This window comes from Actinomycetes bacterium (genome assembly GCA_036000965.1).
In the GTDB taxonomy this organism is placed as follows: Bacteria; Actinomycetota; CALGFH01; order CALGFH01; family CALGFH01; genus DASYUT01.
In genome coordinates, this window is the sequence record DASYUT010000253.1 from 67552 (window position 1) to 79849 (window position 12298).

The following is a 12298-nucleotide window of genomic DNA, read 5'->3' on the forward strand; positions in this document are numbered from 1 at the left end:
CGGCCGGATCCACTTGGCGTCGGGTCGGGCGGTCACGGGGTGGTGCTGCGCTCCAGGGCGTGCTCGACCAGGGCGATGAGGGTGTCGAGGCTGGACTCGGGGTCGCGGGCGTCCATCCGCACCAGCGGGCAGCCGCCGGGGAGCACCAGGGCGTTGCGCACGGCGGCGTCGGGGAAGACGTCGGTGCCCGGGAACCGGTTGGCGGCCACGACGAACGGCAGCCGGCGGTCCTCGAAATAGTCGATCGCGGCGAAGCAGTCGTCGACCCGGCGCAGGTCGACCAGGACCACCGCGCCGACCGCGCCCCTGGCCAGCTCGTCCCACATGAACCAGAAGCGGGCCTGGCCGGGCGTGCCGAACAGGTAGAGGATCATCTGCTGGTCGACCGTGATCCGGCCGAAGTCCATCGCCACCGTGGTGGTCGTCTTCTCCGGCACGGCCGCCACGTCGTCGACGCCGACCGACAGGGCGGTCATGTCCTCCTCGGTGGACAGGGGCGGGATCTCCGACAGCGACCGCACGAACGTGGTCTTGCCCGCCCCGAACCCCCCGGCCACGAGGACCTTGAGCGGGATGAGCTCGAGGCTCGCGTCGCGGGGCTGCCGGTCGGTCTCAGCGGGCGCGAAGTCCATCCAGCAGCCTCCCTAGAATCTCCTGGCCGGGCCCACCGTCATCCTGGCTGCGGTGGGGCAGGTGCAGCTCGAGGTAGCCGGCGTGGGCGAGATCGCTGACCAGCACGCGCGCCACCCGCACGGGCACCCCCAGCAGCGCGCCGATCTCGGCCACCGACATCGGCTGTGCGCATGCCCTCACGATGGCCCGCCACTCGAACTGCATCGCCGCTTCGTCCTGGTGCCAGGCGGCCAGCTCCGTGGCGACGACCAGGGCCTCGAGCGGGATCTCGCGGCCGGCCGAGCGGGTGCGCCCGCGAGTGAAGGCATACACCGGCACGACCCGGTCGACGTGGTCCCCGCCCTGCCGGCCGTCCGGGGTCACGACGCCACCTCACCCGAACCCGCCCGGGAGGCCGGCGTGAGGGCATGCCCCACCTGCGCGGCGAGCATCGTGATCTGGTAGCCGACCATGCCCATGTCGCAGTCCGGGCCGGCGACGACCGCCAGCGACGAGCCCTCGCTGATCGCGGAGAGGAACAGGTACCCGCCGGCCATCTCGACGATGGTCTGCTCCACCGGGCCCGCGTCCAGGGAGCGGGCCGCACCCCGGGCCAGGCTGACCAGCCCGGACGTGGCCGCGGCCAGCTGGTCGGCCAGCCGGCTTCCCACCCGCTCCGACACGGCCAGCCGCAGCCCGTCGCCAGAGACCACGAGGGCGTGCATGACCCCCGGGGTGCCGCGAACGAAGTCGGTCAGCAGCCAGTCCAGCCGCCCGCCGACCGCACCCACCGACGTCACGACCGGCCGCCGCCGTTTGCCGACCAGTCGCCACCGCCGGCCGACCGGCTACCGCCGCCGGCCGGCCAGTCGCCACCGCCGGCCGACCAGTCGCCGCCGCCCGGCGACGAGTCGCCGCCGGCGGTGCCGTCCCCCTCAACCTGCGCCCGTGCCGCCCGGCGACTGGCCTGGTAGCGCGAGAGCGCGGCTCGGGCCTCGGCGCCGTCGGGCACTGCTCGCGCCAGCTCAGGCTGGCGGCGCAGCTCCGGGATGAGGTGCGACTGGGGCACCCGGCGGGTGAGCTGTGGCTCGGGTGCCGCTGGTGCGGCTGCGTCCACGCTCGCCAGCGGTACGGTGAGTGACTCCGGCGGCTCGGCGACCATGTCCACCGGTGCGGCCGCGCCCACACCGAGCTCGGTGAGCGGCTCCCACCAGCCACCCCACGCCGGCTCGTCGCCGCCGAGTCCGGAAGCGGCCACCTCCGGTCGCGCCGGCGCGGCGTGCGGTACGGGCACCACGTGCTGGGCCGGCGCGCTGTGGTGGCGCACCGCCGGAGCTGCGGGCTCCTCGGGCAAGTCGGCGAACAGGCTCGGCGGCATCACCACGACCGCGGTGACGCCGGCGCCTCGCGTCGGCGCCAGTGAGATGTGGATGCCGTGACGCTGCGCGAGCCGAGCGACGACGTGCAGCCCCAACCGCTGCGACACCGAGAGGTCGACCTCGTGCGGATGGGTGAGCAGCTCGTTGGCGGCGGCGAGGTCCTCCGGGGGCATCCCGATCCCCCAGTCCTCGATCGTGAGCACGCACGCGCCGGGCGACTGTGGCGAGGGCTGGCCGCGGATGATCACGCTGGCATCAGGTGGGGAGAACCGCGCGGCGTTCTCCACCAGCTCGGCCAGCAGGTGGGTGACGTCGGCCACGGTGCGACCCAGCACCGCCAGCCGCTCGTCGAGGAAGAAGACGACCCGGTCCAGGTCCTCGGTCTCCGCGATGGCCGCGCGCACGACGTCGACGAGCGGCACCGGCTCGCTCCAGACGCGGGGCGGCGCCTCACCCGACAGCACGAGCAGGCTCTCGGCGTTGCGCCGGATCCGGGTGGCCAGGTGGTCGACGCGGAACAGCTCGCCGAGCGCGTCCGGGTCCCGCTCCTGCTCCTCGAGCTGGTTGATGATCTCGAGCTGCCGGTAGAGCAGGCTCTGGTTGCGCCGGGCGAGGTTGACGAGCATGTCCGAGGTGAACTGGCGGCGGCTGATCTCCGCCTCAGCCAGCTCCTCGGTCAGCCCCAGCGACTTCTGCTGCTCATCCTCGGTGGTCTTCCAGAACACCACCACACCGGCGCAGGCGGCGAGCACGGCCAGCCCGTGGATGGCCGACCAGACCCACGGGCTCGTCTGCCCAGCCGGATGGTTGAAGATCAGATTGGTGGTCCACGCCGAGCCGAGGCCGTGGCTGAGCACCGTGAACACGATGTTCCAAAGGAACGGCAGCCAGTCCTGGTAGAGCGCGATGAACCCGATCATGATGAAGAAATGGAAATGGGCCTCGATCGAGCCTCTCGAGAAGCCCACCAGGGCCGCCGAGCAGTACACCAACCCGGCGGTGATGAAGAACGAGGCGGTCCGCCGGTGGGGAATGTGTCGACCCAGCAGCAGGCACACCAGCGGGGCGACGAGCACGTAGACGACGACCCTGGCGTCGTGGTCGAGGGCCAGTCCGAGCAGGAACAGCCCGGGCAGGTGCAGGAGCAGCGTCCACTGCAGGAACCTGTGCCGCCGCTGCCACGCCTGCTCGTCGAGGGTGTTGCCCCGCGGTAGATACTCCAACAGCTGTCTCACGGTGGTTCCACCCCCAACTTGCTGCTTGATGGCCAGACGACCGGGTGTGGACCAGCGAGCCTGCCGCCGCGCTCTTCCATCGACCCATCGGTGTGGCCCGGAACGCCTCGGAATTCTCAGACAAGGTCGTCTGCACCGGCAAATTGGTATATAGACGTAGCGATCTGCGCGAACAATCCATTTCCCCATGGCTCATGGCCCGTCGAAGGCATCGGCGGCGAACGGCAGGATAGGCGTCGGCTCGTACCACGCCGACGGATGGGCGCCGGCATGAAGTCCGATGTTTGCCTTTTATCCGGAGCCAGGACTGTGCAGGGAGCTGGTGTCAGGCATACAGGTCTGGCACGAAGTTCTGCTCGCTCATCGGCGGTCGCACGTAGCCGCTGTCGTCCCGGCGCGGCGGCAGCACGATCGGCTCGGGCGTCAGATCCTGGTGGGGGATCAGGCTCAGCAGGTGGCTGATGCAGTTCAGCCGGGCCCGCCGCTTGTCGTCGGCCTGCACCACATACCAGGGCGACTGCCTGGTGTCGGTGTAGTGGAACATCTCGTCCTTGGCCTTGGAGTACTCCACCCACAGCTCGCGGGACTTCAGGTCCATCGGGCTGAGCTTCCAGCGCCGGGTCGCATCCTGGATGCGGCGCTGGAAGCGCTGCTCCTGCTCGGCGTCGCTCACCGAGAACCAGTACTTGAGCAGGATGATCCCCGAGCGGCTCAGCATCCGTTCGAACTCCGGGCAGGCGCGCAGGAACTCCTGGTACTCCTCGTCGGTGCAGAACCCCATCACCCGCTCCACGCCGGCCCGGTTGTACCAGCTGCGGTCGAACAGCACCATCTCCCCGGCGGCCGGGAGGTGGGCGACGTAGCGCTGGAAGTACCACTGGCTGCGTTCCCGCTCGGTCGGGGCGGCCAGCGCCACCACCCGGCAGCCGCGCGGGTTCAGGCTCTGGGTGATGCGCTTGATCACCCCGCCCTTCCCGGCGGCGTCACGGCCCTCGAAGACGACCACGACCTTCAGCCCCTGGTGCTTGATCCACTCCTGAAGCTTGACCAGCTCGACCTGGAGGCGGGCCAGCTCGTTCTCGTAGGCCTTCTTGCCGAGTCTCGTCGACGCCGCCTCCTCGGCCTCGGCGGCCTCACGGGCAGTTGGCGCATTGTCGCCCGCGGCTGTCGGGCTGGCTTTGGGCTGCTTGCGGGACGGCTTGGACCTGGTCGTGGGCTTCGGCTTCGGCTTGGCCATGGATTCCTCCTCGTCGTCCCGTTCGCCGCATGGAACCCGGCTGAAACGGTACTGGGATTCCGGGGAACATGGAACAACGACCTGCCGCGGACGCCCTCGGGCGTGCTGGACTCCCACGGAGGGCCACGGGGTGTGCATCCACTTCCCCACAAAGCACGGTTGACGTGATGCGGTCGCACGTCCGACCCGACGGGCAAGGCGGCTGCCTTCGCTGACCACGCGTCTGGTTCGGTGGCAACGGCTCAGCGGGCAGTCAGGCGTCGACCTTCTGGCCCTTGCCGATGACGACGATGCCGCCGTCGGAGACCACGAAGCGCTCGCGGTCGCGGTCCAGGTCGACGCCGATCCGAGCGCCCTCGGGGACGACCACGTTCTTGTCGATGATGGCGTTGCGGATGACTGCGTCCCCGCCCACGTCCACGTCGTGCATGAGCACCGACCCCTCGACCAGCGCGCCCGTGTGGACCTTGACTCCGGGGGAGACGATCGAGCGGCGCACTGTCCCCCCGGACAGCACCACCCCGGCGCACACCATCGAGTCCAGTGCCTGCCCGGTGCGGCCTTCCTGCTCGAACACGAACTTGGCCGGCGGCAGCGGCTCGTGCCAGGTCAGGATCGGCCACCGGAGGTTGTAGAGGTTGAACACCGGGTGGACCGAGATCAGGTCCATGTGCGCGTCGTGGTAGGCGTCAAGGGTGCCCACGTCCCGCCAGTAGCCGCGGTCGCGCTCGGTCTCGCCTGGGACCTCGTTGTCGGCGAAGTCGTAGACCTCGGCCTCGCCCTGCTCGACCAGCATGGGGATGATGTTGCCGCCCAGGTCGTGGTTGGAGTCCTCGTCGCGGGCGTCGACCGAGACCGCCTCGATCAGCGTGTCGGCCCGGAACACGTAGTTGCCCATCGACGCGAACACCTGGTCGGGGGCGTCTGGCAGGCCGACCGGGTCGCTCGGCTTCTCCCGGAATGCGCGGATCTTCCGGCCGTCCTCGGCGGTCTCGATCACCCCGAACTGGCTCGCCTCGGAGATCGGCACCCGGATGCCGGCCACCGTGACCCCCGTCCCCGAGGCGACGTGCTGCTCGACCATCTGCTTGGGGTCCATCCGGTAGATGTGGTCGGCGCCGAACACGATCACGTACTCGGGCCGGTCGTCGTAGACCAGGTTCAGGCTCTGGAAGATGGCGTCGGATGAGCCTGCATACCAGCGCGGCCCCCGGCGCATCTGGGCCGGGACCGGGGTGACGTAGTTGCCGAGCAGCGGCGACATGCGCCACGTCACCGCCAGGTGGCGGTCGAGGCTGTGGCTCTTGTACTGGGTCAGGACCACGATGCGGAGGTAGCCGGCGTTGACCAGGTTGGAGAGCACGAAGTCGACCAGCCGGTAGTCACCGCCGAAGGGGACCGCCGGCTTGGCCCGGTCGGCGGTCAGCGGGGCCAGCCGCTTGCCCTCACCGCCGGCGAGGACCATCGAAAGCACACGGGGCTGCGCCATGGGTTCCCTCAACTTCCGTAGCGCCCGGCGGGCCGGACGTAGCCGGTGGGCCGGACGTAGCCGGTAGGCCGGACAAGGACCGTCCCAACTATAGCCGGGGCGCGTCCATCCATAGTCGGGGCGCGTCCCTGGTCGGGGAGGTCCGAGGGGCGCCGGCGGACCAGGCGGGTGGCGGGCGGGACCCGCTCGGCCGCAGGCCGGGTCGTGCGGGACGAGGAGCCGAGCCGGCGCCAGACGGCGCTCATCGCTCGTCCGGGGAGGGTGTGGACCCGGCCGGCGCCGGTGCCGGGGCGGCCCCGTCGAGCGGCGGGCGGCCCGCGGCGGCGCCGCGGCGCAGGTCGTCCCAGAGGCCCGGGTCGGCCCGCAGGTCGTCGCGGGTCAGCGCGGTCAGCGCGGTCTGCTCGACCTGGTCCATGGCCGAGCGGGCGGCGGCGGGCCCGAGGCCGGCCCTGGCCGCGGCCAGGGCCCGTTCGGCACCGACCACGCAAGCCAGAGAGACGAGCAGCTCGGCCACGTCGACGGCGAGCGCCCGGTCGGGGGCCATCGCCTCGCTGGCGTCGAAGTCGACCAGCCAGGGCCGGCGGTGCTCGTCCACCACCACGCTCCAGCGCCCGAGGTCGTGGTGGGCGATGCGGTGGTCGTGGAGCAGGCCGACCTGCCGCCACAGCTCGGTGAGGAGCTCGTCGTCGAGCTCCTCGGGGGGCAGCTCGGCCAGGGGCACACCGGGGACGCACTCCATGACCAGCAGGCCGGCGCCGTTGCCGGTCGGGCGGGCGAGCACGACCCTGGGGGCGCGCACCCCGGCCGCGCCGGCCAGCAGGGTCATGTACGCCTCCCGTTCCACCTGCTGGGACGGGGAGCCGAAGCGGCCGGGATCGACCGCACCCCGCTTGGCCAGGCGCCGCCAGGTCCGGTAGACGAGGTCCCAGTCGCGGCGCTCGCGCGGGACGTACTTCACGAACAGCCGGGCGCCGGTGGCGGTGGTGGCCCCGAAGCGGGCCGAGCGCGGGGCGTCGGGCAGGCCGAGCGCCTCCATCTCGACCGGCTCCAACCCGCTGTCGAGCAGCGCACGGCGGACGCGGCCGGCCGACGGCCCGCCGCCGGGGGCGCCGAGGAGCAGGTGCACGGCCGCGCCGACCGCCCAGCCGACGGCGGCACCGCCGATCACGTCGAGTGGCAGGTGGGCGCCGACGTACAGGCGGGACAGGCAGACCGTGGCGGCCAGCCCCCAGGCGACCCGGCGGGCCCGCCGGCCCAGGTACGGGCTGGCCACCGAGGCGAGCGCGACAGCCACCGCGGCGTGGCCGGAGATGTAGCCGAGCCCGTGCGCGGGTGGCCCGTGGAAGTTGACGTCGGGCAGGTACTGCGCGGGCCGCCCCCGGTGGACCAGCTCCTTGACCAGCCTGGCCAGCGCCCAGCAGCCGAACCCGGCCACGGCCAGGTTCACGGCCAGGCGGTAGCGCCGGGTGAGGGCGGCGGCCCCGGCCAGCACCGGCACCATGGCCACGTTGCCGAGCTGCATGACCACCCACAGCAGCGGGTACAGCACGCTGGGCAGGTCGTTGACCAGCCGGAAGGCGTCGACCTCGAGCACCTGGATGCGGTTGCGGTCCACCAGCTCGGCCGACAGCACCAGGATCGCGACCGCGGCCACCAGCCGGACCGCGTCGCCCGCGTGCCTGGGCAGGAACAGCTCGGGCCTGACCCTGGACCGCGCGGGCCTGACCCTGGACCGCGTCCGCCCACCCTGCCGCGTCGACATCCCGCTCCCCCAGGCGCCGGTGCCACCCATCCTCCGGAATGTTACAGTTCAGGAGACCGGGCAGCGCCACTGGATCGGGGACCCGAACATGGCGGACCAGGCTCTCGCGACCGAGCACCGCCGCCCGGCCCGCTGGCGCCAGGCACTCCAGATCGTGCTCGCCATTGCCGTGGTGGCGGTGATCTTCGTCCGCTTCCTGCCCAACATGGCCGACTTCTCCGAGGTTTGGGCCACGATCAGGGCGATGACCTGGGGCGAGATCTCGATCCTGGCGATTGCGGCGATCTGGAACATCCTCAGCTACCTGCCCGTGCAGGTGGCCTCGCTGCCCGGCCTGTCGTACCTCCAGGCCTTCCTGGTGACCCAGGCCTCCACCGCCATCGCCAACACCGTGCCCGCCGGCGGCGCGGTCGGCGTCGCGGTGCAGTTCGCGATGTACCGCTCGTTCGGCATCCCGACCGCCAAGGTCAGCCTGTCGGTGGCGGTCAGCGGCATCTGGAACAACTTCGTGAAGTTCGGCATGCCGATCGTGGCGCTCGCCCTGCTCGCCATCCAGGGCAAGGCCAACGCCAAGCTGCTCCTCGGCGCCCTGGCCGGGGTGGTCGCGCTGGCCGTGGCCGTCGGCCTGTTCGCGCTCGTGCTCGCCCGCGAGGGCGCCGCCCGCCGCATCGGCGAGCGGCTCGGCACGATCTGGTCGGGGCTGCGGCGCCTGGTGCGCCGGCCGCCGGCGACCGGCTGGGGCGACGCGGCCGTACGGTTCCGCACCCAGACCCTCGACCTGCTCGAGGGCCGCTGGCTCCGGCTCACCGTGGCCACCCTGGTCAGCCACTTGTCGCTCTACCTGGTACTGCTGCTCGCCCTGCGCGACGTGGGCGTGTCCGAGGACGAGGTGAGCTGGATCGAGGTGCTGGCCGCGTTCGCGTTCGCGCGCCTGATCACCGCCCTGCCGATCACCCCGGGCGGTCTCGGCGTGGTCGAGCTGCTGCTGTCCGCCGCGCTCATCCGGGCCGGCGGCGACCGCACCCAGGTGGTCGCCGCGGTGCTCGTCTACCGGGCCCTCACGTACCTGCTGCCGATCCCGCTGGGCGCCGTCTGCTACCTGATCTGGGCCCGGTACCACAGAAGGCAGCTGCACTACGCCGAAGAATCGGCCCCTGACCAGGCCGTTCCGTCATGAGGAATCCCTCTGCGTCCTGGACGGCAGCTTCACGTTGTCGCCTTGGGCCTGCCTAGAGAGCCGGACGGGTATCAGCGATTGTCCGATTTGCGGGTAACCAGACCAGCTCATGACCTGCGGTTATTCCATATGCAGCAACGGCGCAATCAACCCGAGCCGGATACCCGTCCGGCTCTCTAGCCGCTGGCCGGCGGGTCGAGCTTGTAGTAGCCGCGGGTGAACCTGAGGAGGGTGTCGCTGACCGCGGCCCCGGTCACGAAGCCGAGTGCGAGCGTCGCCTCGTTGACCGGCGCGGCCCGCGCCTCGCCCTGGAAGTTGAAGCGGTAGGTGGCGCACCCCCCGTCGAACACGTAGTACCGCTCGCCCAGGAAGCCGTCGCGCACGCTCGAGATTGCCTACGTGCGCTCGAGGGCCCGGGCGATCGAGTCGGCGAAGGGCGGGCGGAGCACGCCGGCGTCGGTGACGAAGGCGGTGACCAGCGCGGCCGGGGTGACGTCGAAGGCGGGGTTCCAGACCTGGGCGCCGTCGGGAGTCAGGCGGGTGCCGCCGAGGAAGCGGACCTCGGCGCCGGCGCGCTCCTCGACGACGATCGCGCGGCCGTCGGCCGCGTCGGGGTCGAACGACGACATCGGGCCGGCCACATGGAACGGGATGCCGTTGGCCCGGGCGAGCACGGCCAGGTTGTAGGTGCCGATCTTGTTGGCGGTGTCGCCGTTGCGGGCGACGCGGTCACAGCCGACCAGCACGCTGTCGACCAGCCCCCGGGCCATGGCCGACCCGGCGGCGGTGTCGGGCAGCAAGGTGACCGGGATGCCCGCGTCCACCAGCTCCCAAGCGGTGAGCCGGGCGCCCTGGAGCAGCGGCCTGGTCTCGGTCGCCCACACCTCGACCGGCTCGCGCGCTGCCGCCTTGGCGTAGACGATCCCGAGCGCGGTGCCGGCCCCGGCGGTCGCGAGCCGCCCGGTGTTGCAGTGGGTGAGGATCCGGCGGCGGGAGGCGAGCTCGGCCCGGCCGTGCTCGCCGATCCGGCGGCAGGAGGCCCGGTCCTCCTCCAGGAGGCGCAGGGCCTCGGCCAGGGCGAGCCGCTGGAGCTCCGCGGGGTCGGTGGCCTGGTCGCGGGCGACGGCAGCGACCCGGCGGACCGCCCAGCGCAGGTTCACCGCGGTCGGCCGGGCCGCTTCCAGCTCGGCGGCGACGCGCGCCAGCACAGCCTGAGCCTCGCCGAGGTCGCGGGGCTCGCGCTCGCGCAGTCCGAGCACGACCCCGAAGGCGGCGCAGACGCCGATTGCGGGGGCGCCACGCACGGCGAGCCGCCGTAGCGCGCCGACCACCTCGGCCACGGTGTGCAGCTCAAGCACGCGCAGCTCCTCGGGCAGCGCGGTCTGGTCGATCACCTCGAGCCGGCCGTCCCGCCAGTCGACCGCGCTCCGTAGCCTGTCCACGTCCACCGGGCCATCTTGCCGTGCCCGCCGCCGAGCCGCGAGCACCACGGGCGAGCCGTCACGGGCGAGCCACCGTGGGCATGCCGCCGCGGGCCTGCCACCGCGGGCCAGCCGCCGCGGCCCTGCCGCCGCGGGCCAGCCGCCGCGGGCGAGCCGTTGCGGCCCCAAGTCCCTGGTCGAGACGATCACCGCTCAAGACGGTCGCCGGTCGAGACGGTCGATCGCCGCCTGACGCGCCCGGGACGACATCCGGGTCGTTGGCGCGACCTCGTTGCCGCCAAGATCGCTCTGGGGAGGGAGGGCGAGGCGGCTGCGCGGGGCCGATACTATGGGCATGCGCAGCGACGACGACCGGGGCGGCTCGGCGCGGCTCGGGCACGACCGGGCCAGCCAGCACCTCGGGCACGACCGGGCCCGACCGCGCTTGCGGCCCGACCGGGCCCGACCGCGCTTGCCGTGGGCCCTCGTGGCATGGGCCAGGGGCCTGAGCCCGCTCGCGGTGGACGCCGCCCTGGCCGCCCTGCTCCTGGGGATCTCCCTGGTCATCCTCTGGTCCCTGCGGCACGAGTGCGCCTGCCGGGACGCCTGGGGCGCGCTGGCGGTCGTCCTGGTCGTGGCCCAGACCGTCCCGCTGGTGTGGCGGCGCCACCATCCGCTCGCGACCTCGGTGGTGGTCGGGGCGGCCTGCACGGCCTACGGGCTCGCGCCCCTGCCCGACCTGGTCACCAACGTGCCCCCGGGCGGGCTGGTCGCGTTGTACTCGATGGCCGCCTACTGCAGCAGGCGGACCGCGGCCATCGTGGGGGCGGTCGTCGGCGTGGTGGTCCTGGCCGCGCTCCTGCCCACCCAGGCGGAGGCCGACTTCCTGGACTACCTGCTGGTGTACCTGCTACTCGGCTCGGCCTGGATGCTCGGCGACCTGGCCCGCACCCGGCGCGCCTACACCGCCCAGCTCGAGGACCGGGCCGTCCGCCTGGAGCGCGAGCGGGAGCTGGAGTCGGGCCGGGCCGTGGCCGAGGAGCGCGCCCGCATCGCCCGCGAGCTCCACGACGTGGTCGCCCACAACGTCAGCATGATGGTGGTGCAGGCCGAGGCGGGGCCGGTGGTGGTCGAGCGCGACCCGGGCCGGGCGGTGGCCGCGTTCGACTCGATCGCCGCCACCGGGCGCCAGGCCCTGGGCGAGATGCGCCGTCTGCTCGGGGTGCTGCGCGAGGGTGACCAGACCCTGACCCTCGCTCCCCAGCCTGGCATCGACCAGCTCCCCGAGCTGGTCGAACGGGTCCGGCGGGCCGGCGTGCCGGTCGAGCTGGTCATCGAGGGCGAGCCGGCCCCACTCCCCCCTGGCGTCGACCTGTCTGCCTACCGGATCGTGCAGGAGGCGCTCACCAACACCGTCAAGCACGCGGGCCCGAGCCGGGCCCGGGTGCGCGTCTGCTACGGCGAGCGCCACCTGGAGCTCGAGGTGACCGACGACGGGCGCGGGCCGGGCGGCGCCGGCAACGGCCGGCCCGGCGGCCAGGGCCAGGGGCTGATCGGCATGCGCGAGCGGGTCGGCCTGTTCGGGGGTCGGCTCGAGGCCGGGCCCCGGCCCGAGGGCGGCTTCGCGGTCGTCGCCCACCTCCCCGTCGACCAGGCCGGGTAGCCGCAGGCCGCCGGACCAGCACGTCCAGCCAGCCTCGCCCTCCAGGCGACGTGGCGACCGGCGGCCTCACCCGAGGGCCGCTCGGACCCTCCGCCTCGCCCGAGGGCCGCTCGGACGCTCCGCCTCGTCCGAGGGCCGCTCGGACGCTCCGCCTCACCCGAGGCCCGCTCGGACGCTCCGCCGGCGTCAAGGGTGGGCTCAGTGCAGGCCGGGCTGGATGAGGCCGACCTCGTAGGCGAGGATCACCGCCTGGATGCGGTCGCGCAAGCCGAGCTTGGCCAGCACGTTGCCGACGTGGGTCTTGACCGTCTGCTCGCTGATCA

The 12298-nt window shown here is 72.7% G+C and carries 12 protein-coding genes; 2 read left to right on the forward strand and 10 right to left on the reverse strand.

The window, feature by feature from the left end; all coding sequences use genetic code 11:
* Positions 1 to 32: 32 nt before the first annotated feature.
* The 7 genes from VG276_22150 to VG276_22180 form a co-directional block, all read right to left on the reverse strand.
* On the reverse strand, positions 33 to 632 hold the full coding sequence (locus tag VG276_22150) for an ATP/GTP-binding protein (protein HEV8652022.1): 600 nt from the start codon (positions 630 to 632) through the stop codon (positions 33 to 35).
* Positions 613 to 996 (reverse strand): DUF742 domain-containing protein, encoded by a 384-nt coding sequence (locus VG276_22155; GenBank protein HEV8652023.1) that lies wholly within the window; start codon positions 994 to 996, stop codon positions 613 to 615. Before VG276_22155 ends, VG276_22150 begins: the two co-directional genes overlap by 20 nt.
* Positions 993 to 1403, reverse strand: coding sequence for a roadblock/LC7 domain-containing protein (locus tag VG276_22160; protein HEV8652024.1), 411 nt, complete (start codon positions 1401 to 1403; stop codon positions 993 to 995). Before VG276_22160 ends, VG276_22155 begins: the two co-directional genes overlap by 4 nt.
* Before the next feature lie 5 nt (positions 1404 to 1408).
* Positions 1409 to 3226, reverse strand: coding sequence for an ATP-binding protein (locus VG276_22165; GenBank protein ID HEV8652025.1), 1818 nt, complete (start codon positions 3224 to 3226; stop codon positions 1409 to 1411).
* Between the two features lie 325 nt (positions 3227 to 3551).
* Entirely contained in the window at positions 3552 to 4463 is a 912-nt protein-coding gene (gene ppk2, locus VG276_22170; protein HEV8652026.1) for a polyphosphate kinase 2, read from the reverse strand.
* Between the two features lie 253 nt (positions 4464 to 4716).
* Entirely contained in the window at positions 4717 to 5952 is a 1236-nt protein-coding gene (glgC, locus tag VG276_22175; GenBank protein ID HEV8652027.1) for a glucose-1-phosphate adenylyltransferase, read from the reverse strand.
* Between the two features lie 241 nt (positions 5953 to 6193).
* Positions 6194 to 7714: a phosphatase PAP2 family protein gene (locus VG276_22180; GenBank protein HEV8652028.1), complete on the reverse strand. Its 1521-nt coding sequence runs from the start codon at positions 7712 to 7714 to the stop codon at positions 6194 to 6196.
* Positions 7715 to 7802: 88 nt separating this feature from the next.
* On the opposite strand from VG276_22180, the gene VG276_22185 reads away from it, so the two are divergent.
* On the forward strand, positions 7803 to 8891 hold the full coding sequence (locus tag VG276_22185; GenBank protein HEV8652029.1) for a lysylphosphatidylglycerol synthase transmembrane domain-containing protein: 1089 nt from the start codon (positions 7803 to 7805) through the stop codon (positions 8889 to 8891).
* A 176-nt stretch (positions 8892 to 9067) separates the two neighbouring features.
* Here the strand turns inward: VG276_22185 and VG276_22190 are convergent, their stop codons facing one another.
* Entirely contained in the window at positions 9068 to 9274 is a 207-nt protein-coding gene (locus tag VG276_22190) for a hypothetical protein (GenBank protein ID HEV8652030.1), read from the reverse strand.
* Positions 9275 to 9286: 12 nt separating this feature from the next.
* Positions 9287 to 10339: an S-methyl-5-thioribose-1-phosphate isomerase gene (gene mtnA / locus VG276_22195; GenBank protein HEV8652031.1), complete on the reverse strand. Its 1053-nt coding sequence runs from the start codon at positions 10337 to 10339 to the stop codon at positions 9287 to 9289.
* 328 nt (positions 10340 to 10667) lie between these two features.
* On the opposite strand from mtnA, the gene VG276_22200 reads away from it, so the two are divergent.
* Entirely contained in the window at positions 10668 to 11975 is a 1308-nt protein-coding gene (locus VG276_22200) for a sensor histidine kinase (GenBank protein ID HEV8652032.1), read from the forward strand.
* 198 nt (positions 11976 to 12173) lie between these two features.
* On the opposite strand, the gene VG276_22205 is transcribed toward VG276_22200, so the two are convergent.
* The coding region (locus VG276_22205) for a LuxR C-terminal-related transcriptional regulator (GenBank protein HEV8652033.1) at positions 12174 to 12298 on the reverse strand (125 nt) is incomplete at its 5' end.

Excerpts from the sequence above, each read along its gene's own strand:
- ppk2 (HEV8652026.1), bottom strand. The coding sequence starts at position 4,463 with ATGGCCAAGCCGAAGCCGAAGCCCACGACCAGGTCCAAGCCGTCCCGC.
- VG276_22150 (HEV8652022.1), bottom strand. The coding sequence starts at position 632 with ATGGACTTCGCGCCCGCTGAGACCGACCGGCAGCCCCGCGACGCGAGC.
- glgC (HEV8652027.1), bottom strand. The coding sequence starts at position 5,952 with ATGGCGCAGCCCCGTGTGCTTTCGATGGTCCTCGCCGGCGGTGAGGGC.
- VG276_22200 (HEV8652032.1), top strand. The coding sequence starts at position 10,668 with ATGCGCAGCGACGACGACCGGGGCGGCTCGGCGCGGCTCGGGCACGAC.
- VG276_22180 (HEV8652028.1), bottom strand. The coding sequence starts at position 7,714 with ATGTCGACGCGGCAGGGTGGGCGGACGCGGTCCAGGGTCAGGCCCGCG.
- VG276_22185 (HEV8652029.1), top strand. The coding sequence starts at position 7,803 with ATGGCGGACCAGGCTCTCGCGACCGAGCACCGCCGCCCGGCCCGCTGG.